22 protein-coding genes are annotated in these 23,612 nt (G+C 74.3%); 11 read left to right on the plus strand and 11 right to left on the minus strand.

Annotation, left to right across the window (positions count from 1 at the left end):
* Positions 1–31 precede the first annotated feature (31 nt).
* The 4 genes from IE332_RS37360 to tsaA all read right to left on the minus strand — a co-directional run bounded on the left by IE332_RS37360 (position 32) and on the right by tsaA (position 3,537).
* Positions 32–943: a S1 family peptidase gene (locus tag IE332_RS37360; protein ID WP_189925569.1), complete on the minus strand. Its 912-nt coding sequence runs from the start codon at positions 941–943 to the stop codon at positions 32–34.
* Between the two features lie 534 nt (positions 944–1,477).
* On the minus strand, positions 1,478–2,278 hold the full coding sequence (locus IE332_RS37365; RefSeq protein ID WP_189925571.1) for a metal-dependent hydrolase: 801 nt from the start codon (positions 2,276–2,278) through the stop codon (positions 1,478–1,480).
* Between the two features lie 125 nt (positions 2,279–2,403).
* Positions 2,404–2,982, minus strand: a complete 579-nt coding sequence (locus IE332_RS37370) for a GNAT family N-acetyltransferase (RefSeq protein WP_189925573.1) — start codon at positions 2,980–2,982, stop codon at positions 2,404–2,406.
* A 114-nt stretch (positions 2,983–3,096) separates the two neighbouring features.
* Positions 3,097–3,537, minus strand: coding sequence for a tRNA (N6-threonylcarbamoyladenosine(37)-N6)-methyltransferase TrmO (gene tsaA, locus IE332_RS37375; protein ID WP_189925575.1), 441 nt, complete (start codon positions 3,535–3,537; stop codon positions 3,097–3,099).
* Positions 3,538–3,657: 120 nt separating this feature from the next.
* Here tsaA and IE332_RS37380 point away from each other — a divergent pair, with 120 nt between their 5' ends.
* A complete protein-coding gene (locus tag IE332_RS37380) occupies positions 3,658–4,077 on the plus strand; it encodes a hypothetical protein (RefSeq protein WP_189925577.1) in 420 nt (139 codons plus the stop codon).
* Between the two features lie 49 nt (positions 4,078–4,126).
* On the opposite strand, the gene IE332_RS37385 is transcribed toward IE332_RS37380, so the two are convergent.
* On the minus strand, positions 4,127–4,846 hold the full coding sequence (locus IE332_RS37385; RefSeq protein WP_189925579.1) for a flavodoxin family protein: 720 nt from the start codon (positions 4,844–4,846) through the stop codon (positions 4,127–4,129).
* 154 nt (positions 4,847–5,000) lie between these two features.
* Between IE332_RS37385 and IE332_RS37395 the strand changes: the two genes are divergently transcribed.
* Positions 5,001–5,906 carry a LysR family transcriptional regulator gene (locus IE332_RS37395; protein WP_308437657.1) on the plus strand — a complete coding sequence of 302 codons (906 nt, stop codon included), beginning with the start codon at positions 5,001–5,003 and terminating at the stop codon, positions 5,904–5,906.
* A 46-nt stretch (positions 5,907–5,952) separates the two neighbouring features.
* On the opposite strand, the gene IE332_RS37400 is transcribed toward IE332_RS37395, so the two are convergent.
* Positions 5,953–6,636 (minus strand): DUF4937 domain-containing protein, encoded by a 684-nt coding sequence (locus IE332_RS37400; RefSeq protein WP_189925581.1) that lies wholly within the window; start codon positions 6,634–6,636, stop codon positions 5,953–5,955.
* Positions 6,637–6,752: 116 nt separating this feature from the next.
* Between IE332_RS37400 and IE332_RS37405 the strand changes: the two genes are divergently transcribed.
* From IE332_RS37405 to IE332_RS37415, 3 genes are all read left to right on the plus strand, one after another.
* Positions 6,753–7,763, plus strand: a complete 1,011-nt coding sequence (locus IE332_RS37405; protein WP_189925583.1) for a GlxA family transcriptional regulator — start codon at positions 6,753–6,755, stop codon at positions 7,761–7,763.
* A 56-nt stretch (positions 7,764–7,819) separates the two neighbouring features.
* Positions 7,820–8,572 carry an MBL fold metallo-hydrolase gene (locus IE332_RS37410; protein WP_189925585.1) on the plus strand — a complete coding sequence of 251 codons (753 nt, stop codon included), beginning with the start codon at positions 7,820–7,822 and terminating at the stop codon, positions 8,570–8,572.
* A gap of 134 nt (positions 8,573–8,706) precedes the next feature.
* The gene (locus tag IE332_RS37415; RefSeq protein WP_229929224.1) at positions 8,707–9,405 is read left to right on the plus strand and encodes a scabin-related ADP-ribosyltransferase; all 699 of its coding nucleotides are present in this window, start codon (positions 8,707–8,709) and stop codon (positions 9,403–9,405) included.
* Between the two features lie 36 nt (positions 9,406–9,441).
* Here the strand turns inward: IE332_RS37415 and IE332_RS37420 are convergent, their stop codons facing one another.
* The 5 genes from IE332_RS37420 to gcvPA all read right to left on the minus strand — a co-directional run bounded on the left by IE332_RS37420 (position 9,442) and on the right by gcvPA (position 15,114).
* Entirely contained in the window at positions 9,442–10,095 is a 654-nt protein-coding gene (locus IE332_RS37420; protein WP_189925586.1) for a GntR family transcriptional regulator, read from the minus strand.
* Between the two features lie 122 nt (positions 10,096–10,217).
* On the minus strand, positions 10,218–10,964 hold the full coding sequence (locus tag IE332_RS37425) for an SDR family NAD(P)-dependent oxidoreductase (protein WP_189925589.1): 747 nt from the start codon (positions 10,962–10,964) through the stop codon (positions 10,218–10,220).
* Positions 10,965–10,997: 33 nt separating this feature from the next.
* Complete coding sequence (locus IE332_RS37430; RefSeq protein ID WP_189925591.1) at positions 10,998–12,128, minus strand: ATP-NAD kinase family protein; 1,131 nt, start codon at positions 12,126–12,128, stop codon at positions 10,998–11,000.
* The gene (gene gcvPB, locus IE332_RS37435) at positions 12,125–13,759 is read right to left on the minus strand and encodes an aminomethyl-transferring glycine dehydrogenase subunit GcvPB (protein ID WP_189925593.1); all 1,635 of its coding nucleotides are present in this window, start codon (positions 13,757–13,759) and stop codon (positions 12,125–12,127) included. The genes IE332_RS37430 and gcvPB overlap by 4 nt, the downstream gene beginning before the upstream one ends.
* Positions 13,756–15,114, minus strand: coding sequence for an aminomethyl-transferring glycine dehydrogenase subunit GcvPA (gcvPA, locus tag IE332_RS37440; protein ID WP_189925595.1), 1,359 nt, complete (start codon positions 15,112–15,114; stop codon positions 13,756–13,758). The genes gcvPB and gcvPA overlap by 4 nt, the downstream gene beginning before the upstream one ends.
* Positions 15,115–15,267: 153 nt before the next feature.
* Here gcvPA and IE332_RS37445 point away from each other — a divergent pair, with 153 nt between their 5' ends.
* From IE332_RS37445 to IE332_RS37470, 6 genes are read left to right on the plus strand one after another with little or no spacing between them, the layout of a single operon-like run.
* On the plus strand, positions 15,268–16,602 hold the full coding sequence (locus tag IE332_RS37445; protein WP_229929225.1) for an ABC transporter substrate-binding protein: 1,335 nt from the start codon (positions 15,268–15,270) through the stop codon (positions 16,600–16,602).
* An 11-nt stretch (positions 16,603–16,613) separates the two neighbouring features.
* Positions 16,614–17,567 (plus strand): carbohydrate ABC transporter permease, encoded by a 954-nt coding sequence (locus tag IE332_RS37450; protein ID WP_189925599.1) that lies wholly within the window; start codon positions 16,614–16,616, stop codon positions 17,565–17,567.
* A complete protein-coding gene (locus IE332_RS37455) occupies positions 17,564–18,427 on the plus strand; it encodes a carbohydrate ABC transporter permease (protein ID WP_189925601.1) in 864 nt (287 codons plus the stop codon). Before IE332_RS37450 ends, IE332_RS37455 begins: the two co-directional genes overlap by 4 nt.
* Before the next feature lie 5 nt (positions 18,428–18,432).
* Positions 18,433–20,559: a beta-galactosidase gene (locus IE332_RS37460; protein ID WP_189925603.1), complete on the plus strand. Its 2,127-nt coding sequence runs from the start codon at positions 18,433–18,435 to the stop codon at positions 20,557–20,559.
* Positions 20,556–22,730 (plus strand): MGH1-like glycoside hydrolase domain-containing protein, encoded by a 2,175-nt coding sequence (locus IE332_RS37465; RefSeq protein ID WP_189925606.1) that lies wholly within the window; start codon positions 20,556–20,558, stop codon positions 22,728–22,730. The genes IE332_RS37460 and IE332_RS37465 overlap by 4 nt, the downstream gene beginning before the upstream one ends.
* Positions 22,731–22,783: 53 nt before the next feature.
* Complete coding sequence (locus tag IE332_RS37470; RefSeq protein ID WP_189925608.1) at positions 22,784–23,506, plus strand: ribonuclease H family protein; 723 nt, start codon at positions 22,784–22,786, stop codon at positions 23,504–23,506.
* Positions 23,507–23,612: the final 106 nt, after the last annotated feature.

A 23,612-nucleotide genomic window follows, 5' to 3' on the forward strand; every position in this document is an offset into this window, starting at 1 on the left:
GCCGACGGCCGTTCCGTGGGAGGGCGGGGGATCAGTACACGTTGACCCCGTACGCGGTGAGCGCGGCGTTGACGGGCTGGAAGAAGGTCGTGCCGCCGACGGTGCAGTTGCCGCTGCCGCCCGAGGTGAGGCCGAGCGCCTTGGTGCCGTCGTACAGCGGGCCGCCGGAGTCGCCGGGCTCGGCGCAGACGTCGGTCTGGATCAGCCCGCGTACGGTGCCGCCGCCGTCGCTGTAGCGCACGGTGGCGTTGAGCCCGGTGACCTTGCCGCCGTGGACGCCGGTGGTCGAACCCCGCCGGGTGACCTGCTCGCCGACGACCGCGTTCGGCGCGGAGGTGAAGCCGCCCGGGCGGCTCAGCGCGGAGTTGTCGTAGCGGACCAGGGCGTAGTCGTGGTCGGGGAAGGTCGAGCTGAGAGTCGGCCCGATCGAGGTGTGGTGGGCGGCGTCGGTGTACCACTGGGAGGCGACGTTGCCGCAGTGCCCGGCCGTGACGAAGTAGTAGCCGTGGCTGTCCCGCACGTTGAAGCCGAGCGAGCAGCGGTACTTGCCGCCGTAGATGGCGTCGCCGGCGGCGAGCAGCGGGGTGAAGGCGCCGGGGACGTGCCGGACGGTCAGGACGGAGGTGTCGCCGCCGGCGGCCTGGGCGAGCCGGTCGAGCGCCTCGGTGGGCACGGTGCTGTCGGCGGTCACCACCACCCGCCCGGCGGCCTCGTCGACGTACCAGGCGGTGCCGTCGACCTCGGCGCGCAGGACGGCGTCGCTGACGGCCGCGAGCTGTTCGGGCCGGGCGGAGCCGGTGGGGTCGGCCGCGGCGCCGGTGGGGTCGGCCGCGGCGCCCGGCACGGCGACCGCGGTGGCGGTCAGCAGGCCGAGGGCGACGGCGAGCAGCCGGGTACGGCGTCGGGTGGTGCCGGGGTGGGGGTTCCTGCGCTTGGTCCTCACCGGTCTCCTCCTGGGAGTGAGAGGCCCCTGGGGATGGGGGCGTGAGGCGCGGTCAGACGGTGGGCGGCCCCGGCGTGCTGTTCGGAAGCACGGCGAATGATCTGCCCCTGACAGCGCTGACCGGAAGTATCAGGAAACGGACAGGTCAGTACAAGCGTCCCGGCCGGGTGTCGGCGGACCCGCGCGCGGTCGGCCGACTGCATGGGTCCGCCGTTCGGAGGACCGGGCCCCGGCCGCCGCCCGGAGCGGAAAGTGTTATCGGCGCGGCCGGGCGGGGTCTCCGAGGCGTGGGAACGGGCGCACGATGCCGCGGGTGAGGGTCCGCGGCGGGACCGCGGGGTTCTAAGGGGCGCTCCGCGCGGAGGTGAGGTCCTCCGCCGCGTCCGCTCCCCGGCGCCGCCGGACCGTCCCGTCCGGCCGGCGCGCCCGGCGGTCCGCCCGTTACCCCCACGACGGCGGACCGCCGGGGTTCACCCGGCAAGCCCGTCCGCCCTGTGGGGCCCGTCAGGCCCGTGAAGCCCGTCGGGCCCGGCCTCAGCCGTTGCCGAAGAAGCCGAGGGCGCCGACCGCGCAGACGCCGCCCGCTCCCATGAAGACCGGGGTCAGCACCTTGAGCTCGACCCAGCTGCCGGCCCGGAACCGCATGCCCTTCGGCGGGCCGATCGGGTACCAGCGCTTGCGCCCGATCGGGATCGGCCACAGCACCGGGCAGCCCGAGACGGTCAGCGCGTCGCCGAGGCAGTGCACCAGGGCGCCGAGCGCGATCGGCAGCCCGATCCACAGGTACTCCTGGCCGGGCTGGTCGAAGAGCCAGTGCGAGCCGTTGCCGGGCCGGTCCAGGACCTCCGCGAGCATCCAGGCGCTGGTCGCCCCCAGCAGCCACACCAGGACGTCACTGGACACCCGGGCATGACGCCACAGCAGGCCCTCGATCGCCAGCACCATGTGCACGAACAGCACCGCCAGCACGCCCCAGCGGCCGCCGAACCCGGCCACCGCGGCGGCGCCCGCCCCGCACAGCAGCGCCCACGGCCAGGTGTGCGTCAGCGTCCGGTGGCCGCCCGAGCGGCGCGGGTCGCCCTTGCCCCGGGTGGCCTTGTAGACGGCGTACGAGAGGTTGTCGATCACCTCGCAGAGCGCCCGGGACACCGGCCCGAACGCCCTGGATATCGTCGCCGCCTTGTGGTCGAGGTCGGGTGCCAGGGCGGCGCCCGCGCAGATCAGCGCCCCCGCCAGCAGGACCGGCCAGGGCATCGGTTCCCCCATCCCGGCCGCGACCGCGCCGACCCCCAGCCAAGCCGCCGCGCCCGACAACGAATGCGCCGGTCCCATCATCTCCGTACACCCACCGATCCTGATCAGCTCCGTCCTCAGCGTGAGGACCTGACAGCACGGCAGCCTATCCGTCCAAGATCACTAACCGTGACGGCGGAACCGGGGGAGGGGTTCGACGACGGGCTCTACGGTCGGCTGAGCCGCCAGATCTGCTCCTCGCCGGACTCGGCCGGGGCGGTCGCCTCGGCGGGGCGGCGCAGCCGGACGGTGAAACCGAGCCGGGCCGGGACGGCGCCGCTGGCCAGGTTCGCCGGGTCGTGGACGATCTCGACGTGCTCCACCCCGGGCAGCCGGAACGCCTGCTCGACCAGGGCGGCCGCGGCCCGGGTGGCCAGGCCGCGCCCGGTGGCGGCGGGGTGCAGCCAGTAGCCGATCTCGCGGACGTCGTCCGGGGTCTCCTCCCGCCGGTGCAGCCCGCAGGCGCCGACGACGGCGCCGTCCAGCACGATCGCGTAGGCGTAGTCGGCACCGCTCGCCCAGCGCTCCGCCCGGGCGGCCAGGTACTCGGCGGTCCGGGCGCGGCTGTGCTCGCCGGCCCACGCCATCCACGGCCGCAGGTGGTCCAGCGACTCCTCGATGACCCTGCAGAGCTCGGGCAGGTCCGCCTCGCCCGCGAAGCGGCGCAGCGTCACCTCGCCCAGGACGATGACGGGCTGGGGCGACGCGTGACCGGCCGGGGTTTCCGGTGCTTCCAGGGGTTCCATGGGGGAAGGATCGTCCGTACCCGCCCCACCGGGCAAGCGGATTACCTGATTCCGGAAGGCGGGGTGAGGTGCGGGCCAAGGCCTTGCGCCGGGCCCGGACGAGGCCTGCCCGGGCTACCGTTCGGAGCGGCCCGGCAGGACCGGCTTCACGTCCAGCACCGGTGTGCCGTCGATCGCCTCCAGACCGCTGACCCGCAGCCGCGGGCCGTCCACGGCCAGGACGGTCACCCGGTGCAGGCCGATCGGGTTGGGCCGGTCCGGCGAGCGGGTGGCGAACACACCGGTCTCCGGCCGGGAGCGGTCCCCGCGCGGGTGCACCGCGAGCACCTCCCGGTCGGCCCGGTCGAGCCAGGTCAGCAGCAGCACCTCCTGCCCGACCGCGAGGTCCCGCAGGCCCCGCGTCACCGACGGGTCGAACACCAGCCAGGCCTCCGGCGCGCCCTCGTCCCCCTGCCGGGGCGCCCCCGCCCGCTCCGTCAGCGGCGACTCCACCCGCCCGATCGCCCGCACCTCGAAGCGCCGCTCCGGCCCGTCCTGCCCGACCTGTCCGTTCATCGCGCCCTCCGTGCACCGGGGTGTCCGTCCGTGAGCACCGTAACGCGGTGTGTCCGATTGTCGGTGTCCCGGTGCAGACTGGAAGCTCCCACTCGTGGTTGATGGCAGAGACGAGACGCCATGAACGAGTACGACGGTGAACTCCCCGACGGTGAACTCCCCAATCCCGACCAGGCCTTCAGCACCGCACTCCACCGCCTCCTCGACCTCGACCGACCCGACCTCGACCGACTCCTCGACCTCGACCGACTGATCCCCAGGCCGTCGATCCCCCGGCAGCGCGGGAGTTCGACCGGGCACCGGGTGGCGGAGCCCGTCCCGGGAGGCGAACGGCGGCGCCGCACGCCGTCCCCGCCGCTGCCGCCCAGGACCACGGGGGAGGCGTACGCCCCGCCGGTGACGGCGAGCGTGCCGCCGCCGGCCGGCCGGGTCATCCCGCCGGTACGGGCGGGCCGCTGCTCGGCCGGGCGGATCCCGTGCGATGCGACCGGGGCACGGCTGTACCCGGGCGGCTGGTTCTGCGACGACCACCGCCCGTAAGGGCCGCGGTGGCCTCCCCGTACCGGCGCCGGTACGGGGAGGCCACCGATCAGGCGCCCTGGAGGGCGGCGTCCCGGAGGGAGGCGGACAGGGCGCGCGCCTCGTGCTCGGTCATCCGCGGCGTGTCGTACGGCAGGCCGTTGACCCAGCGCTGGGCCAGCCGGGCGATCCGCTCCCCGTACCGGGCCGCGGTGATCAGGTCGCCGGGCGACCCGGCCCGCTCCGACCCGAGGTCGGCGTGGCTCTGGCTCATCAGCCCCAGCCAGGAGCCCAGCCGGTTCACGTCGTCGCGGTGGCCGCCGCTCCAGTTGTTGCCCGGCATGTCGCCCACGCCGATCCACTGCATGCCCATCTGCGCGCCGAAGACCGCCAGTTGCTCCAGGACCATCAGCTTGTCGCCGCTCTGCGAGGCGGACATGGTGAAGCCGCCGGCCAGCTTGTCCTTCCACGCCTGGGTGAGGAACGGCGTGAACGCGGCCTCCATGAACGCCTTGAACACCGCCGACACACTGCCCATCAGCGTCGGGCAGCCGAACACGATCGCGTCCGAGCGGTCCAGCAGCGCCAGCACCTCCGGGTCGTGCCAGCGGCCGGCGACCACCTCCTCCGCACGGATCCCGACGAGGTGCACCCGGGCACCCGGCACGAGCCGGGCCCCGTCCGCGAGGTGCTCGGCCAGGACCCGGGTGTGCCCGTGCACCGAGTGGAAGACCACCGTCACCGTGACCTCCGGTGCGTCCTGCCCGCGCTCGACCTCATTGACCGTCATGACTTCTCACTGCTCCCGTTCGTGGGGCCCTGCTCGTTCGGTTCGTGGGGCCCCTGCCTGCCCAGCCATCACACCGCGCGCCCGGCAGACCATCAACGCCGAACTCCGACCCCCAGCGATCGGTCCCACCGATCGATCGGGTTAGCCTGCTCCCGTGGACAGGATCGAACTGGAAGCGTTCGTCGCCGTCGCCGAGGAACTCCACTTCGGCCGAGCCGCCGCGCGCCTGCACCGGGGCCAGCCGACCGTCAGCGACGCCGTCAGACGGCTGGAGAACACCCTGGGCGGGCGGCTGTTCCACCGCACCAGCCGCCGGGTGACGCTGACCGGCCTCGGCGAGGCGCTGCTGCCCGACGCCCGCGCCGCCCTGGCCCAGCTGCGCCGCTTCCAGCAGCGCGGACGCTCCCTGGCCGCCGGCGAGGCCGCCCGCTCCACCCTGGTCGTCGCCCACGCCGAGTACACCGGCCAGCAGCTGCTGCTGCGCTGCCTGCCCCGGCTGCGCGAGCGGTTCCCGGACGTGACGATCGTGCCGGAGGCCATGCGGACCACCGCCCAGGTCACCGCCCTGCGGGCCGGCACGATCGGGCTGGGCATCGGCTGGGCGACCGGCGACGTCACCGGCGTCCGCGCGCGGGTGCTGTCCACCGAGCGGTTCATGGCACTCGTCCCCGCCGCGCACCCCCTCGCCGGGCACACCGAACTGAGCGCCGCCGAACTGTCCACCACCGATCTGCTCACCTGGCCCCACCAGATCAACAGCGGCCTCTGCGACCGGCTGCTGTCCGCCTTCCACATCGGCGGAGCGGACCTGCGCATCATCCGGACCGCCGACAGCGTGCACGCCATCGCCGCCCACGTCGCCGCCGGAACGGGCATCGGCATCACGGTCGAATCCGCCCTCGACCACCGGCCGCCCGGCCTGCGGGTCATCCCGCTCACCGGCCCCTCGACCACCGCCGACCAGGTCGTCCTCACCCCCGCCGAGCCCTCGGACACCGCCGCCGCCCTGCGTGACCTGCTGCTGCACGCCTCGGCCGACACACCCGCCCCCGCGCACTGAGCGACCCACGGCCCGGGGAGCCCCGGAGCGCGCCCGCTGAGACCCTTCAGCCCGCTTCGGGTTCTCCGCGTACCAGCCACGTCGGATCGAGCGGGACCAGGTGGCCGGTCAGCTCGCGCACGTCGGCCGGGACGTCGGCGCGGGCGAGCAGGTCCGGGAAGTGGCGGGTGGTGTACGCCCGGTGCGTCTCCGGGCTGGTCCAGAGAGTGGTGACGAGGTAGCGGTCGGCGGCCAGCCGGGTCACGGTGCCGGCCAGCATGCCGTCGGCCGCCGCCATGCCGGGGGACCAGACCCGGCGCTGGACGTCCAGGAAATGGCCGGTACGGCCCGGGCGGAGCCGGCAGTCGGCGGCGCGCAGCACGGTGGCGCGGGCCAGTGCGTCGGGGAGGGAGGCCGCCGCCCCCGGCACGGTGAGCACGACCGGGCCGGCCGCCACCTCGATCGCCGTCCAACTGCCCTGCTGCGCCGCCGCCTCGGCGACCGGCTCGTGGCGGTCGCGCAGGAAGCGGAGGTACGCGGGCTCGTCGGCCCACAGGGCGAGCAGCAGGGCCCGGTCGGAGTCCGGCGCCCAGCCCCCGGTCTGCCCGATCAGGCCCGGCTGGTCGGAGATCGCCGACCAGCGCCGCTGGCCGTCGGCGAACACCCCGCGCGCTCCGGGCCGTACCCGGCAGTCGATCCACTTGCCCCACATGCGGCCCATCCTGCCGCCCTGGCCCGGTGCACCGTCCATCGGTCCCGGGTCGCGAGGGAGGTCGGCCGGGGGACGTAGGCCGTACGGGCGCGATGGCCGGATCTTGCAGAGTCCCGTCATTGCCGCCATCACCGCTCCCGGGCGAGGGTGGGGGCATGGACGACGCACTCCGACTTCCGCACCTGGTCGTGATCCCGGTCTTCGCCGGGGTGAACGCCCTGGACGTGACCGGGCCCGCCGAGGTCTTCGCCCTGGCCGGGCGGCTGCTCGCGCCGGACCGGCCCGGGTACGAGGTGCGGGTCTGCGCCGAGCGGAGCGGGCCGGTGGACACCTTCTCGGGGGTGCCGCTGTACGTGACCGCGACGCTCGACGAGTCGCGGGTGCGTCCGGACACCGTGCTGGTGCCGGGGCGGGTGGACCTCGGGCCGGACGGGCCGGTGCCGCGGGTCGATCCGGCGGTGGTGGCCTGGCTGCGGGAGGTCGGCCCCCGGGCCGGGCGGGTCGCGTCGGTGTGCGCGGGCGCTCATGTGGCCGCCGCGGCGGGGCTGCTGGACGGGCACCGCGTCACCACCCACTGGGCGACCGCCGAGCGGCTGGCCGCCGACCACCCGGCCGTCGAGGTGGACGCCGACCCGGTGTTCATCCGCTCCGGACGGCTGTGGACCAGCGCGGGCCTGACCACCGCGATGGACCTCACGCTGGCCCTGGTCGCCGAGGACCACGGCGACGACCTCGCGCTGGAGATCGCCCGGATCATGGTGATGTACCTCCAACGCCCGGGAGGCCAGAGCCAGTTCAGCGTCCCGCTCGCCCACCGCACCGGCGGCCGCGCCGACCTGCGCGGCCTGCGCCGGTGGATCGGCGAGCACCTGGACGCCGACCTGTCGGTACCCGCGCTGGCCGACCGGCTCGCCATGAGCGAACGGCACTTCGCCCGGGTCTTCCGCGCCGAGACCGGCACCACACCCGGGGCGTACGTCGAGGAGCTGCGCCTGGAGGCCGCCCGCCGGCTGCTGGAGCGGACCGGCCACCCGCTGCCGGGTATCGCCCGGGCCTGCGGGCTCGGCTCCGTCGAGACGCTGCACCGGGTGTTCCGGGACCACCTCTCGACCACCCCCGGGGACTACCGGCGCCGCTTCCGCGTCGGCCCCGTCGGCACCCACTGACCGACGATTCGTCATTCCGACGAGCGCTCCGATGAACATTCCGATGAAGGAGAACCATGAAGATCACCGCCACCCACATCGGCACCGCCACCGTCCTGCTGGAGATCGGCGGACTGCGGCTGCTCACCGACCCGGTCTTCGACCCCGCGCCCGCCGAGTACCGGCCCGGCCCGGTGGTGCTGCGCAGCACCGAGGGCCCGGCGGTCGGTGTGCACGAGCTGCCCCCGGTGGACGCCGTGCTGCTCAGCCATGACGAGCACCCCGACAACCTGGACGCCACCGGCCGTACGCTGCTCGTCGGGCGCCCGGTGCTGACCACGGTCAGCGGGGCGGCCCGGCTGGGCGGCGGTGCCCTCGGGCTGGCGCCGTGGCAGACCCGCGAGCTGACCGTCGACGGCCGGACCCTGCGGGTCACCGGGACGCCCGGGCTGCACGGCCCGGTCGGGGACGTCACCGGCTTCGTGGTGGAGGTGCCGGGGGAGGAGGAGGCCCTGTACGTCTCGGGCGACACCGTCCACATCCCCGAACTGGACGGGATAGGGCGGCGGTTCACCATCGGCACCGCTCTGCTGCACCTCGGGGCCGCCCGGTTCGAGGCCTTCGGCGGCGGGGAGCTGATCACCATGGACGCGGCGCAGGCCGCGGCGCTCACCGCCTCGCTCGGCGCCCGCCGGGTCGTCCCGGTGCACTACACCTCGTGGGAGCACTTCACCGAGGGCCGGGAGGAGACCACCGCGCACTTCGCCGCGGTGGGCCTGGCCGACCGGCTGCACTGGCTGACCCCGGGCGTGCCGGAGCTGCTCGGCTAGCGGACTGTCGAGGACCGTGCCGCTGTACGACTAATCCACCCCTGCGAGTGGTTCCGGCGTATCGCTCCGGGTCTTCCCCCGGCCGGGACACCTATAAAGGGCCCGTCATGTTGATCAACTGATGGGCTCTCACCATGTTGCAAGCCGCTCTGCGGGCGCTCGCCGCCGTTTCGCTCGCCTCCGCCGTCTCCACCGTCGCCGTCGCCCCGGCGGTCGCCGCCCCCGCGCCCGTTGTGGCGGGCCCGCGGGCGGCCGCCGACGACGACCTGACCAGCCCCTGCGGGCCGGTCGGCGACTACCGGGCCTCGGACTGGTGGCGCACCACGACCGAGCCGCAGATCGCCCAGACGGTCGCGGCCACCGCGACGAGCGAGCGGTGGCAGTGGCGCAACGACGTCAACACGCTCTGGCGCGGTGACACCCGGGAGACGGTGGAGGACATCTTCCGTGCCGGCTTCACCCCCCGGGGCGAGGCGGTGACCCCGCTCGCCGAGTACATCGTCAAGGGCGGCGGGCAGAACAGCGCGCACCTGAGCACCAGTTGTGCGATGTGGGTGGCCCAGAAGTTCGCCACCTACGGGGCCGCCAAGACGGGCTGGGTCTACGAGATCTACGCGCCCGGCGGCATCGACGTCAACGCCACCGCCCGGCTCAACGAGTACCAGTCCCCGTACCTCTGGAACAAGGAGATCGACTTCCCCGGCGGGGTCGAGGGCAAGTACCTCAAGAGCGCCTGCAAGTACCACCTGACCGCCACCGACCCGGACACCAAGGTCAGCACCTTCGAGAACCTCGGCTGCAAGTCCAACCCCGACTTCGCGCCGTACCAGTAGCCGTACCCGTACGAGTAGCGGTAGCGGAAGCAGACCCTAGCGGGCGGCCGCCGGGGGCAGCCGTTCCAGGATCCGTTCCATGCCGCTGGTCCAGTTGGCCTCCAGGGCGGTGACGGCCTGGTCCACGTCGCCGTCGAGGAGGCACTGGGCGATCCGCTCATGCTCCTCGGCGGCGCGTTCGAGGATCTCGTGGTCGCCGACCACCACCCGTTCGTAGCGGTGCAGGGTCAGCTTCAGCGAGTCGATCATCTCGCGCAGCCGGGTGTTGGCGCAGCCGGAGAGCAGCAGCGCGTGCCAGGCGTCGTCGTAGCGCTCTATCGTGCCGTGCGGTGCCAGCGGCGCGGAGAAGGCGCGGGCCTCGGCGAGCAGCCGGGGCGCGATCGCGGACAGGTGCGCCGGGTCGGAGGTGCGCAGGGCCAGTGACTCCAGGGCGATCAGGATCGCCGTGAGGTCGAGGAACTCCTGCTTGCCGGTGGGGGCGAAGCGGAAACCCTTGCCGCGTTCGCTGGTGATGATGCCCTCGCGCTCCAGGCTGATCAGGGCCTCGCGCAGGGGGGTGCGGCTGACGCCGAGCTCCTCGGCGAGGTGGACCTCGTTGATCGACTCGCCGGGGGTGAACCGGCCGCGGCCGAGCTGCTCCAGGAGTTCGTCCTTCACCTGCTCGCGCAGCGGACGCCGCTCGATCGCCATCGGGCTTCCCTTCTTTCCGGTTCCGTAGCGTACCGGCCGGGCGTCCGGCACCATCCGCCGGGCGACCGGCACCATCCGCCGGGCGCTCGGCTCGGACGGCCGGGCGCCCGGCCGCGGGGTGGTCAGGCGGTGCCGGCGCCGTCGACGGTGATGACCGCGCCGCTGACGAAGGCGGCGGCGTCACTGGCCAGGAAGGCGACGGTCTGGGCGATGTCCCGGGGCCGGCCGATCCGGCCGAGCGGGCGGTCGGCGGCGTCGGCGTAGAAGGCGTCCGGGTCCTCGCCGAGCTGGCGGGCCTCCTCGGCGAGCATGCCGGTGTCGGTGTCGCCGGGGCAGACGCAGTTGACCCGGATGTTGTCCGGACCGTGGTCGATGGCCATGGCCCGGGTCATGTTGACCACGGCGCCCTTGGAGGCGCAGTACGAGACGGCCCGGCCGCCGCCCTTGATGCCCCAGCCGGAGCCGGTGTTGACGATGCTGCCGCCGCCGTCGGCGGCCATCAGCGGGACGACCAGCCCGCTGAGCAGCATCACCGAGCGGACGTTGACGGCCATCACCAGGTCCCAGTCCTCGTCGGTGATCTCGGTGACCGTGGAGCGGCGGATGATGCCCGCGTTGTTGAACAGCACGTCCACGCCGCCGTGTCGGTCGACGGTGGTGCGCACGACCCGCGCGCAGTCGTCGCGGCGGGAGACGTCGCAGCGTACGAAGGTGCCGCCGACGTCCTTGGCGGCCTGCTCGCCGCGCTCGGCGTCGAGGTCGGCGAGGACGACGGCCGCGCCGAGTTCGGCGAGCAGGGCGGCGGTGGCCCGGCCGATGCCGGAGGCGGCGCCGGTGACGATCACGCGCTTGCCGTGCAGGTCGATCATGGGGAACTCCTCTGCAAGGGGAGGGGCGGGGGGTCAGGCGGAGAGGCGGTGGACGGCGGCCGAGCGGCGGCCGGTGATCACCCGGAGGTACCCGGAGAGGGCGTCGTCCAGGGCGGGGTCGCCTGTGTCCAGCAGCAGGGGGCGGCCGGCCAGGGCGGTGAGCTTCGCCTCGGTGGCGAGGACGAGCAGCCGTTCCCGGCCCGCGCGGCGCAGCAGTTCGGGGGTGAGCTGCTGGTTGCCGCGCCCGAGCAGGAAGCCCTGGCCGCCGATGGGGGAGAGGACGATCCAGGGGGTGGCGGGCAGGGTGCGGAGCTGGTCGGCGCGGGCGTCCCGGAGCAGCAGCCGGGCGGCCCCGGTGCTCTCCAGCCGCAGCAGGTCGACGCCGGTGAGGCTGGCGTCCGGCGCGCCGAGGGCGGTGGCGACGGCGTGGGTGGTGGAGCCGGGGCCGAGGACCAGCAGGCCGTCGGGGCCCACCCGTTCGGCGACCTCGGCGGCGAGGGCGGCCGGTGTCGCCGGGTCGGGGCCCGAGCTGCCGGTCTTGCGCTGCTGGACGCGTTCGGGCAGCACCGGGACGGTCAGCCGGCCGTACAGCCGTGCGCCGACCCGGCCCTCGCGCAGCGCCGGCTCGTCGCGGTCCACGACCTCGGCGGCTTCCAGTTGAACGCAACCCCGCCCGGCGGCCCAGGCGGCGGCCACCTCGGCGGCGGCCCGGGGGTGCACGGCGAACACGGCGGAGTGCATCTTGACCCCGGCCGGGATGCCGAGGACGGGCAGCCGGGGCTCGGGCCCGAGCGCGTCGAGCAGGTCGCGGGCGGTGCCGTCGCCGCCGCAGAACAGCAGCAGCCGGGCGCCGGCCGCGACCAGGGCGCGCACCGCCGCGCGGGTGTCCGCGGCGGTGGTGTCCGGTCCGGCGGGCCGGTGGACGACCCGTGCGGCCCGGCCGGCCGCCCGGGCCGCGTCGGCGCCCATCGGGCCGGCGGCGGTGAGCAGCTCCACGCCGGGGAGGTGGCGCAGCGTCAGCGCGGCCCGGTCGACCGCCTCCGGCCGCGCCCCGAGCGCCCGGGCTCGCCGCTGGACCTCGGCGCCGTCGCTGCCCTTGAGGCCGACCCGGCCGCCGAGGCCGGCGACCGGGTTGACCACGAGCCCGACGGCCGGTGCCGTCACGGCCGCTCGCCGAGGACCTTGCGGCGGTAGGCGCGCCAGCTGACGGCCCAGACCGCCGGGTCGTCCAGCGGCTCGTGCCGGATCCGGTGCACCGTGGAGCGGTGCGGGGCGGTCCGGACGGTCTCGGGGTCCTCGTACGCCTCGCGGGCGACCTCGGCGAGGATCGCCGCGTACTCGTCCAGGTCGGCGCGGGAGTAGGACTCGGTGGGCTCCAGCGTCATCGGCTCGGGGACGACGTACGGGTGGTGGCTGGTCCAGTAGTGGGTGCCGAAGTCGGCGGCCCGGCGGCCGAGGTCCTCGCTGTGCAGGCCGGTGTCCTCGTTGAGCCGCTGCCAGCTGTAGCGCACCTGCTCGACCCGGGGCCGCCCCTCGGCGTACGGGACGGAGACGCCGGGGATCCGGCGGACCCGGTCCAGCAGGTAGTTGTTGTTGAGGACGGCGGTCTCGGCGACCTCGCGCAGGCCCTCGGCGCCGAGCGACATGATCCAGGCGTAGGCGCGCACCAGGTTGGGGACGACGCCCAGGTACGGGCGGATCTTGCCGATGGACTCCGGCCGGTCGTGGTCCGGCAGGTACCGCTCGCCGTCGAACTCGACGGTGGGGCCGGGCAGATGGGGCGCCAGTTCGGCGGTGACGCCGCAGGCGCCGGCCGCCGGGCCGCCGCAGGCGTGCGGGGTGGAGAAGGTCTTGTGCAGGTTGAAGTGGCACAGGTCGAAGCCGGCCTCGCGGGCCCGGGTGATGCCCAGGATGCCGTTGGCGTTGGCCTGGTCGTAGGCGCAGAGGCCGCCGGCCTCGTGGACGATCCGGACGAACTCGGCGATCCGGGGGTTGTAGATCCCGGTGTCCTCCGGGTTGGTGATGAGCAGTGCGGCGGTGCGCGGGCCGACGGCGGCGCGCAGCGCCTCGATGTCGGGGTAGCCGTCGGCGTCCGGGGGGAGGGTGATCACCCGGTAGCCCGCGGTCTTGGCGCAGGCCGCGTTGGAGGGATGCGAGAAGGCGGTGGTGACGACCTCGTCGCGCTGTCCGGCCTCGCCGCGGGCGGCGTGGTACGCGCGGATGACGGAGACGTTGGTCCAGATCGCGGCTGAGCCGGCGCCGGGCTGCAGGCTGACCCGGTCCATGCCGGAGATCTCCTTGAGCAACTGCTCCAGCCGGTGGACGAGTTCGAGCACGCCCTGGACGGTCGAGGCGTGCTGGTCCGGGTGCAGCGCCGCGATCCGGGGGTCACGGACGAAGGTGTCGTTGACCTTGGGGCTGTACTTCATGGTGCAGGTGCCCTGGCCGACGTCCACGTTGAGGTCGGCGCCGAGGTTCTCCTGGGAGAGCCGCAGGTAGTGCCGGAGCACCTGCTGCTGGCCGAGTTCGGGCAGCGCGGGCGGGGCGGCGCGGCGCAGTGCGGGGGGCAGCCGGTCGGCGGGGTCGCCGACGGCGGCGGTGACGGCGGGCTCGGGCAGCGGCGGCAGCACGCCGCGCTCGCCGGGCGTGCCCAGCTCGAAGACGAGCTTCTCGTCCCAGCGGGCCTGGTGGAAGCGGCGCAGCGCGGGTTTGGGGGCGACCCGGGGGTCGGTGGTCCGGGGGTCGGTGGTCCGGGGGTGGGTGGGACGGGGATCGGTGGTCCGGTGGTCCGTCACTTGACGATCTCCTGAAGCGCGTCGGCGAGCCGGTCGATGTCGGCACGGGTGTGCAGCTCGGTCACGCAGTACCGGCCCTCGTCGGGCCCGGCCGGGGTGCCGCCGTGCAGGCCGCGGGCGAGCAGGGCCTCGGCGATCTCGGCGGCGGTGCGGGCTCCGGTGTAGCGGACGGTGAAGTCGGCGAAGTGCACGGCGTCGGGGTCGTCCAGTTCCACGCCGGGGACCTCGGCCAGCCGCTGCCGGGCGTAGGCGGTGGCGGCGAGGATCGTCCCGCCGATCTCGCGCATGCCGTGCGGCCCCATCAGCGCCAGGTAGACCCCGGCGGCGATGCCGTGCAGGGCGGCGGCGGTGCCCACCCACTCCTTGCCCTCCTCGCGCAGGGCGAAGGAGGTCCGCTCGTACGCGACGTCGCCGAAGCCGTACTCGCCGGGGACGTCGGTGGGGGCGAGGCCGAAGAGCCGGCTCGGGTACTCGGCGACCAGACGCTGGTCGTCGGCGCTGCCGATGAAGCCCGCGTTGCCGCCGCCGAAGCTCGGGTGGATGCCGAGCGGCTGGAGGTCGCCGCAGGTGAGGTCGGCGCCGAAGGAGGCGGGCGGGGCGAGCACGCCGAGGCTGATCGGGTTGACGTGCACCACGGCCAGGGCGCCCGCCGTGTGGGCGAGTTCGACGTACCGCGGCAGTTCCGGGTCCACCCGGCCGGTGTGGTCGGTGAGTTGGGCGTAGACGGCGGCGACGTCGCCGCCGGTGAGCGCGGCCCGGACGGCCCGCGGGTCGGCGGCCACCGGGTGGAGCTCGTGCACGCCCCGGACGTAGTCCTCTATCCGGGACAGCCGGTCCGGGTCGATCGCGCCGACCAGCAGCAGCCGGCGCCGCCCGGTGGCCCGGCCGGCCATCCGCAGCGCGGTCGCGGCGGCCTGGAAGCCGTCGTACGTGGGCACGTTGACGACCTCGACGTCGAGCAGTTCGGCCATCAGCGACTGGTACTCCCACAGCGCCTGGAACCGGCCGTGGTCCTCGTAGGGCTCGCCCGCGTAGGCGGTGAGGAACTCGCTGCGGTTGACGATCTCGTCCACCACGGCGGGCACGTGGTGGCGGTAGCAGCCGGCGCCGAGGAAGCTGCGGCCCGGCGGGACGGCCGTGTTCCGGGCGAGCAACTCGTCCAGGTGGGCGACCAGTCGGGCCTCGGAGTCGAAGGGCTCGGGCAGCCGCAGCGGGCGGTCCAGCCGGAGCGCGGCCGGGATGTCGGCGTAGAACTCCTCGACGTCCTGCGCGCCGACCGCCGCCAGCATCGCCTGGCGCACCTGCGGGGCGGAGTTGGGGATGTACGGGTGGGTCCGGGGAACGCGTGCGCTCATGCGGGCACCTTCCGCGATTTCCGTCACAAGCCTTGACGGGCTTGTGAATGCTGAGTTCTGTATACAGCATTCGGCATCCACCAGTCGGGAGGCAAGATGTCCGCACGAACCCGGCACCGAAATCATCACCAACCAACCGATGACCAACTGGAGTTGAGGCACGCGCCGACCCGGCGCCGACTGCTCTCGGCCGGACTCGCGGGCGGAGCCCTGCTGTTGACGGGTGCCACCGGCTGCGCCACCGGTGGCGCCGGCACCCAGGACGCCAAACGGCTCACCGGCGGCACCGGCGCCACCCCCACCGGAAAGGTCACCGTCTGGTCCTGGGACGTCGCGGCCAAGGCCCTCAAGCGGCTCGGCGCCGCCTTCGAACAGGCCCACCCCGGAACGACCGTCGAGGTCGTGGACATCGGCTACGACAACGCCTACGACAAGATCACCGTCGGACTCGGCGCCGGCAGCGGCCTGCCCGACATCCTCACCGTCGAGGGCCACAAGCTGCCCGCCTACATCGGCAACTTCCCGAACGCCCTGGTCGACCTCACCAGCCGGGCCGAAGGGCTCAAGTCCCAGTACCCGGCGGCCTCCTGGCGCACGGTGACGGACGCCGGGGGCCAGGTGTTCGCGCTGCCCTGGGACAGCGGCCCGTGCGCCCTGTTCTACCGGCGCGACCTCTTCCAGCAGGCCGGCCTCGACCCGGCCGCACTCGCCACCTGGGACGACTACCTCGCCGCCGGGACCACCCTCAAGAACGCCACCGGCCGGAAACTCCTCATCCTCGACGGCAAACAGGACACCACCTTCGCCCAACTGCTCCAGCAGCAGGGCCAGTCCTGGTTCGTCGACGGCAAGGTGGCGGTCGCCACACCCGCCGCCGAACGCGCCCTCACGCTGCTGAAACACCTCGTCGACCGCGACCTGGTGGACTTCGAGAACGGCTGGGACGGCCTGGTCTCCGGCACCCACGACGGCAAGGCCGCCACCACCCCCACCGCCGCCTGGTGGGACGGCACCCTCACCACCGACCTGGCCGACCTCGGCGGCAAGTTCGGCGTCGTCCCGCTGCCCGCCTTCACCCCCGGCGGCACCCGCACCTCCAACAGCGGCGGCTCCACCCTCTGCGTCACCGCGCAGAGCCGGAACCCGGAGACCGCCTGGGCGTTCGTCTCCCACCTGCTCGCCGACAAGGCCAACCAGGTCTCGATGATGCGGCAGGAAGGGCTCTTCCCCGCCTTCCTCCCGGCCCTGGACGACCCCTACTTCCAGCAGCCCGCGCCCTACTACGCCGGCCAGCCCGCCATGCGGCTGTTCGCCGAACTCGCCCGCGCCATCCCCACCGTGGAGCGCACCGCCGACGACTCCAAGGCCGGCGACATCGTCACCACCGCCGTCAACCAGGTGCTGCACAACGGCGCCGACCCGGGCACCGCGCTGCGCTCCGCCGCCCGCCAGATCGCCACCGCGACCGGCCGCCAACCGGTCTCGTAGGAGCGGGCGCCATGACCAGCAGCCTCCCCGTCCCGCTGCGCGAGCCGGACCGCGCGTCCGCCCCGGCCCCCGCCCCCGCGGCCGCCCCCGCCCGCCGCCGGCGGCGCTCCCCGCGCACGGCCGCCTGGCTCTTCGCCGGGCCCACGGCCGTCCTCTTCACCGCCTTCTTCGCCTACCCGCTGGCCGCCAGCCTCTACCAGAGCCTCACCGCCCGCCGCGACGGCGTCGACGTCTTCGTCGGCCTCGACCAGTACCGCCGGATGCTGCACGACCCGGCCTTCCTGCACTCCCTCGCCAACACCGGCCTGATCCTCGCCGTCCAGGTGCCGGTGATGATCGGCCTGGCCCTGGTCCTCGCCGTCCTGCTCAACCAGTCCTGGCTGCGCTTCCGGGCCGGCTGGCGGGCGGTGTTCTTCCTGCCCGCGATCACCACCCTGGTCGCCTACGCCGTCGTCTTCCAGGTCCTGCTGCGCACCGACGGCGGCCTGGCCGACCAACTGCTCCAGGCACTCGGCGCCGGCCCGGTCGACTGGCTCAACTCGCCGACCTGGGCGCGGATATCGCTGATCGGCTCGGTCACCTGGCGGTGGACCGGCTACAACGCCGTCATCCTGCTCGCCGGACTGCAGGCGATCGGCCGCGACCAGTACGAGGCCGCCGCCCTCGACGGCGCCGGCACCGCCCGCACCTACAGCGGCGTGATCCTGCCGCAACTGCGGCCCGTGGTGCTGTTCTGCGTCATCACCTCCACCATCGGCACCCTCCAACTCTTCGACGAGAACTACGTGCTGACCCGCGGCGGCCCCGGCGACGCCACCCTCACCCCGGTGGTCTACCTCTACAAGGTCGGCTTCCAGCAACTGGACTTCGGCTACGCCGCCGCGATCGCCTGGGTCGTCGTGCTCATCATCGCGGCCGTGTCGCTGCTCCAGTTCCGGCTCTACGGAAGGGAACGCCGCCGATGAGCCCGCGACCCGCCACCCGCCCGGGGCGAGCCACCCGCCCGGGGCCCGCCTTCGGCCGTGCCGCCGTCCTCGCCGTGCTCACCCTCGGCGCCGTCCTCAGCCTGGTGCCCTTCGCCTGGATGCTGATCGCGAGCACCCACAGCAGCTCGGAACTCTTCCACTCCCCACCGCCCTTCCTGCCCGGCGGCGAACTGCTGCGCAACCTCGCCCACCTCCAGGAGACCATCGGCTTCGGCCGGGTCATGCTCAACAGCCTCGGCATCGCCGCCGTCCACACCGCGCTCAGCGCGCTGCTGTCCGCGATGTGCGGGTACGGACTGGCCAAGTACCGCTTCCGCGGCCGGGGGCTGCTGCTCGGCGTGGTGCTGGCGACCATGATGATCCCGCTGCAGGTGCTGCTGGTCCCGCTGTTCCAGATGATGGCCAGCCTCGGCTGGATCGACAGCTACCAGGCCGTCATCCTGCCCTTCCTGGCCAACTCCTTCGGCATCCTGCTGATGCGCCAGGGCTTCCTGGACTTCCCCGACGAGCTGCTGGAGTCGGCCCGGATCGACGGTGCCGGAGAGCTGCGCACCTTCTACCAGGTCGTCCTGCCCTGTGTGCGGCCGCAGCTGGGTGCCCTGGTGATCTTCACCTTCATGGGCCAGTGGAACAGCTTCATCTGGCCGCTGCTGATGCTCAACACCCAGGAGAACTACACCGTGCCGGTCGCGCTCAACACCCTGACCGGGCTCTCCCACGTCGACTACTCCGGCCTGATGCTCGGCTCCCTCCTGGCCACGCTGCCGCTGATGCTGCTCTTCCTCCTCTTCCAGCGGCAGTTCGTGGCCGGTCTGCTGGGCGGAGCGCTGAAGGGATGACGACGATGACCGCAGACCACCTCACCCGGGTCCCCGGACTGCTGTACGGCGGGGACTGGAACCCCGAGCAATGGCCCGAGCAGGTGTGGGCCGAGGACGTGAAGCTGATGGCCGAGGCCGGGGTCAACCTGGTCACGGTCGGCGTCTTCTCCTGGGCCAGGATCCAACCCGACGCCCACGACTGGGACTTCGGCTGGCTGGACCGGCTGCTGGACCTCGTCCACCGGCACGGCATCGCCGTCGACCTGGCCACCGCCACCGCCTCGCCGCCGGCCTGGCTGGTACGCGCCCACCCCGAGCTGCTGCCCGTCACCGCCGACGGCGTCCGGCTGGAGTTCGGCTCCCGCCAGCACTACTGCCCCTCCTCGACCGCCTACCGGGCCGCCGCCGTCCGGCTCACCCGGATGCTCGCCGAGCGCTACCGCCACCACCCGGCGCTCGCCCTGTGGCACGTCCACAACGAGTACGGCGACCACGTCCAGGAGTGCTTCTGCCCCGCCTCGGCCGCCCACTTCCGCCACTGGCTGCGCGAACGGCACGGAGGCATCGAGGAGTTGAACCGATCCTGGGGGACGGCCTTCTGGTCCCAGCGCTACAACTCCTTCGAGCAGATCGAGCCCCCGCGCACCGCGCCCGGACCGGTCAACCCGACCCAGCTGCTGGACTGGCGCCGGTTCTGCTCGGACGCGCTGCTCGACCTGCACCGCGCCGAGAAGGCCGTCCTGGACGAGGTCTCGCCCGGCGTACCGATCACCACCAACTTCATGTCGATGCTCAAGGCCCTCGACTACTGGGAATGGAGCCGGCACGAGGACTTCGTCTCCGACGACGCCTACCCCGACCCGGCCGACCCCCGTGCCCACGTCAACGCCGCGATGACCTACGACCTGATGCGCTCGCTCAAGGGCGGCCGGCCCTGGCTGCTGATGGAACAGGCCCCCTCCGCCGTCAGCTGGCGGCCGGTCAACCTGCCCAAACGCCCCGGCCTCTACCGCCTCTGGTCCCTCCAGGCGCTGGCCCGCGGCGCCGACGGCGTGCTGCACTTCCAGTGGCGCGCCTCCTCCGCCGGGGCCGAGAAGTTCCACAGCGCCATGCTCCCGCACCGCGGCACCGCCTCCCGCGGCTGGCAGGAGACCGTCCGCTTCGGTGCCGAACTGCGCCGCCTCGGCGAGCTCGCCGGCAGCCGGCTGCGCGGGGACGCCGCCGTCCTGCTCGACTGGGACAGCTGGTGGGCCCTGGAACTGGACGACCACCCCTCCGCCCGGATGCGCTGGCTCGACCTGCTCCGCCCCTGGTACGCCGCCCTGTACGACCGCGGCGTCACCGTCGACTTCGTCCCGCCCACGGCCGCCCTCGACGGCTACCGGCTGGTGCTCGCCCCCAACCTCTACCTGCTCGACACCGCCACCGCCGACCGGCTCACCGCCCACGTCCGGGACGGCGGCCACCTGGTCTGCGGACCGTTCAGCGGCATCGCCGACCGGCACGACCACATCCACCCCGGCGGCCACCCCGGCCCGCTGCGCGAGCTGTTCGGGCTGGTCGTCGACGAGCACTGGCCCATCCCGGACGGCGCGACCACGACCGTCACGCTCGACGGCGCGGACCGGGACACGGGTGCCGACCCGCACGCGGCTCCCGAGCTGCACGCCGAGCACTGGAGCGAGTGGATCGAGACCGAGGGCGCCGAGACCCTCGCCCGCTACGGCTCCGGCGTACTGGCCGGCCTGCCCGCCGTCACCCGCCACCGGTACGGGAAGGGCAGCGCCTGGTACCTCAGCTGCCACCTCGGCGCCGGCCTCGGCCGAGTGCTCGACCTGCCGCTCGCCGAAGCCGGGGTCGGTCCGGTGCTGCAGGGCCTCCCGGCGGGTGTCGAGGCCACCCGCCGGTACGCCGCCGACGGCCGCCGGTACCTCTTCCTGCTCAACCACGGCCCCGCCGAACGCCGGGTGCCGCTCACCGAGCCCGGCACCGACCTGCTCACCGGCACCGCCACCGCCACCGGCGAGGCCGTCACCCTCGCGCCGCTCGGCGCCGCCGTCCTCCGGCTCCCCGCCGCCGATCCGCGCACCCCCGCCGTCCCGCGCACCCCAGCCGTCCAGTCGCCGACCGCCACCGAGGAGCACGAGTGACCCCGCTGACCCGCCGCCACCTGCTGGCCGGCTCCGCCGCGCTCGCCGCCGCCGGCAGCCTCGGCACCGTCGGCGCCCCCGCCGCACACGCGGAACCGGCGGACGCCGCAAAGCCCGACGAGCGCTACGCCGACGTGCTCGACCTGCACGGCACCCCCGCCCAGGCGTACCCCGGCGACCAGGGCGGCAACAACCCGATCAACGTCTTCGCCGACCTCGGCGCCTGGCACGCCTACGCCCTGCCCCGCCCCGCCGACCCGCCCGGCGGCTTCACCGGCCCGCTGTACGTCGCCCAGGAGTACCCCTGGTGGCTCAGCGACGGCCTCACCCGCCTCCACCTCACCGAACAGGGCCGCGACCTCGACCTCACCGCCGGCGGCCCCCCGCGCACCGCCGCGCTGCCCGGCCTGCTCCGCCAGGCGTACGACCTCGGCGGCGGCCTCGCCCTCACCCTGGACCTGCGCTTCGCCGGCAGCCGCACCGCCCTGCTGCGCGCCCGGCTCGCCAACACCGGCACGGCAGCCCGTACCCTGAGCGCCGCCTGGACCGGCGGCCTGCTCCGCCCCGCCACCGGCCCGCAGCGCGAGGCACCGCGGCTGGTGGCGGGCGAGCGGGGCGTGGAGGTGCACTTCGCCCGCGTCCGGCAGACCTGGGACTACCTCACCGACGGCACCGAGCGCTTCGCCGTCCGGCACGCCCGGCCCGTGCGGGTCACCCTGACCGGCGACACCCACCGCACCGAACTCACCGAAGCCGTACGGCTGGCGCCCGGGCAGACCCGCACCCTGGACTGGACCGAGAGCTACACCTTCACCGAGGCCGAGCGGGCCCGGGCGGCCGCCGAGTCGGAGGCCGCGCTGCGCGCCCCCGAGCGGATCGCCGCGGCCGGCGCCGCCCGCTGGGCCGGGTACGTCGCCCGGGCGACCGAGGGCGTCCCGGCCGCCCGGCGCCGCACCGCCGTCAAGTGCGTGCAGACCCTGGTCACCAACTGGCGCAGCCCGGCCGGCCGGATCCGGCACGACGCCGTCACACCCACCCTCTCCTACAAGTGGTTCAGCGGCGTCTGGGCCTGGGACACCTGGAAGCAGGCCGTCGGCACCGCCCTCTTCGCACCCGGCCTCGCCGCCGACCAGATCCGGGCCGTCTTCGACCACCAGGTGCCCGCGGGCTCCGCCGACCGCCCGCAGGACGCCGGGATGGTCCCGGACTGCGTCTTCTACAACGCCCCGGCCACCGGCGGCGGCAACTGGAACGAGCGCAACTCCAAGCCCCCGCTGGCCTCCTGGGCCGTCCTGGAGGTCTACCGGCGCGGCGGCGACCGGGCCTTCCTGCGCGAGATGCTGCCCAAGCTGACCGCCTACCAGGACTGGTGGTACCGCACCCGGGACCACCACGGCGAGGGCCTGTGCGAGTACGGCGCCACCGTGGACCCGGCCAACGCCACCCCGGAGGACTGCCGGCAGGCCGCCGCCTGGGAGTCCGGCATGGACAACGCCCCGCGCTTCGACGCCGCCTCCGTGGTCCCCAACCGGGCCGCGGACGGGACACTGCTCGGCTGGTCGCTCACCCAGCGCTCCGTCGACCTGAACGCCTACCTGGCCGCCGACCACCGCCACCTGGCCGCGATCGCCGCCGAACTGGGCGACCGCGCCACCGCCGCCCGGCTGCGCGCCCGGGCCGAGCGGATCGACACCGCCGTGCGCGACACCATGTACGACCCGGCCACCGGCTGGTTCCACGACACCGACCTGGCCACCGGCGCCCGGCTCACCGCCCGCGGCCGCGGCATCGAGGGCGCGGTCCCGCTCTGGTCCGGCACCGCCACCCCCGCCCAGGCCCGTACCGTCCGGCGCCTGCTGCTCGACCCCGCCGAGTTCGGCACCGCGCTGCCCTTCCCGACGGTCGCCCGCAGCTCGGCGTCCTTCGACCCGGCCGGGTACTGGCGCGGCCTGGCCTGGCTCGACCAGACCTACTTCGCGATCGAGGGCCTGCGCCGCCACGGCTGGGACGAGGACGCCCGCCGGACGGTCGAGCGGCTGCTGGCCACCGCCGCCGGGCTCGCCGGTGACGGTCCGCTGCGGGAGAACTACGACCCGCTGACGGGGGAGGGGCGCAACTCGACCAACTTCAGCTGGTCGGCGGCGCTGCTGCTGCCGCTGCTCCGCATCTGAAACGGGGGCGGCCGGCTTTGGCTCCCGGCGGCCCGACCAGGCATGATCGGGGCATGGTCGAACGAGTCATTGCAGCGTGTGACGGAGCAGCCAAGGGCAACCCCGGGCCGGCGGGCTGGGCGTACGTGGTGGCGGACGCCACCGGCGCGCCCCGGCGGTGGGAGGCCGGCGCGCTCGGGCACAGCACCAACAACGTGGGCGAACTGACGGCGCTGCGGCGGCTGCTGGCGGCGACGGACCCGGCCGTCCCGCTGGAGGTGCGGCTGGACAGCACCTACACCCGCGACTCGGTGACCAAGTGGCTGAAGGGCTGGAAGCGCAACGGCTGGAAGACGGCGGCCGGGAAGCCGGTCGCCAACCAGGAGCTGATCCAGGCGATCGACGCACTGTTGGAGGGCCGGGACGTCACCTTCGTCTACGTGCCGGCCCACCAGGTGGACGGCGACCCGCTGAACGCCATCGCCGACAAGGCCGCCAGCGACGCCGCCCGCACCCAGCGGGACGCCTCCGGCACCGACGCCGACCTGCCGGTGCCCGACCCGGCCGCAGCCCCGAAGGCACGCACCAGCCGGGCCGGGGCCCGTACGGGCGGCGCCGGGGCCACCGGCGGCTCCGGTGGGACCGCCGCCAAGCGCAGCTCCTCGGGCACCTCCCGGACGCTGGCCGCCCGCTTCCCGGGCACCTGCCCGTGCAGCCGCGCGTACGCCAAGGGCGACAAGATCACCAAGGTCGGCGGCAGCTGGGGCCACCCGGAGTGCGCCGCCGCCCACGCCTGACGGGCCCAGGCCTGACGGGTCCGGGCCTGGGGAAGGTGCCGGAAACACGACCGGCCGACCGCGGGTGCGGTCGGCCGGTCGTGGCTGAACAGGGGAGCGGGGGGAG

The sequence above is a fragment of the Kitasatospora xanthocidica genome, assembly GCF_014656195.1.
Classification (GTDB): Bacteria; Actinomycetota; Actinomycetes; order Streptomycetales; family Streptomycetaceae; genus Kitasatospora; species Kitasatospora xanthocidica.

Bases quoted from the DNA above. Each gene is read 5' to 3' on its own strand.
- IE332_RS37410 (WP_189925585.1), top strand. From the start codon at position 7,820: ATGAAGATCACCGCCACCCACATCGGCACCGCCACCGTCCTGCTGGAG.
- gcvPA (WP_189925595.1), bottom strand. From the start codon at position 15,114: ATGAGCGCACGCGTTCCCCGGACCCACCCGTACATCCCCAACTCCGCC.
- tsaA (WP_189925575.1), bottom strand. From the start codon at position 3,537: ATGAACGGACAGGTCGGGCAGGACGGGCCGGAGCGGCGCTTCGAGGTG.
- IE332_RS37425 (WP_189925589.1), bottom strand. From the start codon at position 10,964: ATGATCGACCTGCACGGCAAGCGCGTGATCGTCACCGGCGCCGCCTCC.
- IE332_RS37460 (WP_189925603.1), top strand. From the start codon at position 18,433: ATGACCGCAGACCACCTCACCCGGGTCCCCGGACTGCTGTACGGCGGG.
- IE332_RS37450 (WP_189925599.1), top strand. From the start codon at position 16,614: ATGACCAGCAGCCTCCCCGTCCCGCTGCGCGAGCCGGACCGCGCGTCC.
- IE332_RS37365 (WP_189925571.1), bottom strand. From the start codon at position 2,278: ATGATGGGACCGGCGCATTCGTTGTCGGGCGCGGCGGCTTGGCTGGGG.
- IE332_RS37380 (WP_189925577.1), top strand. From the start codon at position 3,658: ATGAACGAGTACGACGGTGAACTCCCCGACGGTGAACTCCCCAATCCC.
- IE332_RS37385 (WP_189925579.1), bottom strand. From the start codon at position 4,846: ATGACGGTCAATGAGGTCGAGCGCGGGCAGGACGCACCGGAGGTCACG.
- IE332_RS37420 (WP_189925586.1), bottom strand. From the start codon at position 10,095: ATGGCGATCGAGCGGCGTCCGCTGCGCGAGCAGGTGAAGGACGAACTC.
- IE332_RS37370 (WP_189925573.1), bottom strand. From the start codon at position 2,982: ATGGAACCCCTGGAAGCACCGGAAACCCCGGCCGGTCACGCGTCGCCC.
- IE332_RS37470 (WP_189925608.1), top strand. From the start codon at position 22,784: ATGGTCGAACGAGTCATTGCAGCGTGTGACGGAGCAGCCAAGGGCAAC.
- IE332_RS37455 (WP_189925601.1), top strand. From the start codon at position 17,564: ATGAGCCCGCGACCCGCCACCCGCCCGGGGCGAGCCACCCGCCCGGGG.
- IE332_RS37400 (WP_189925581.1), bottom strand. From the start codon at position 6,636: ATGGACGGTGCACCGGGCCAGGGCGGCAGGATGGGCCGCATGTGGGGC.
- IE332_RS37415 (WP_229929224.1), top strand. From the start codon at position 8,707: ATGTTGCAAGCCGCTCTGCGGGCGCTCGCCGCCGTTTCGCTCGCCTCC.
- IE332_RS37405 (WP_189925583.1), top strand. From the start codon at position 6,753: ATGGACGACGCACTCCGACTTCCGCACCTGGTCGTGATCCCGGTCTTC.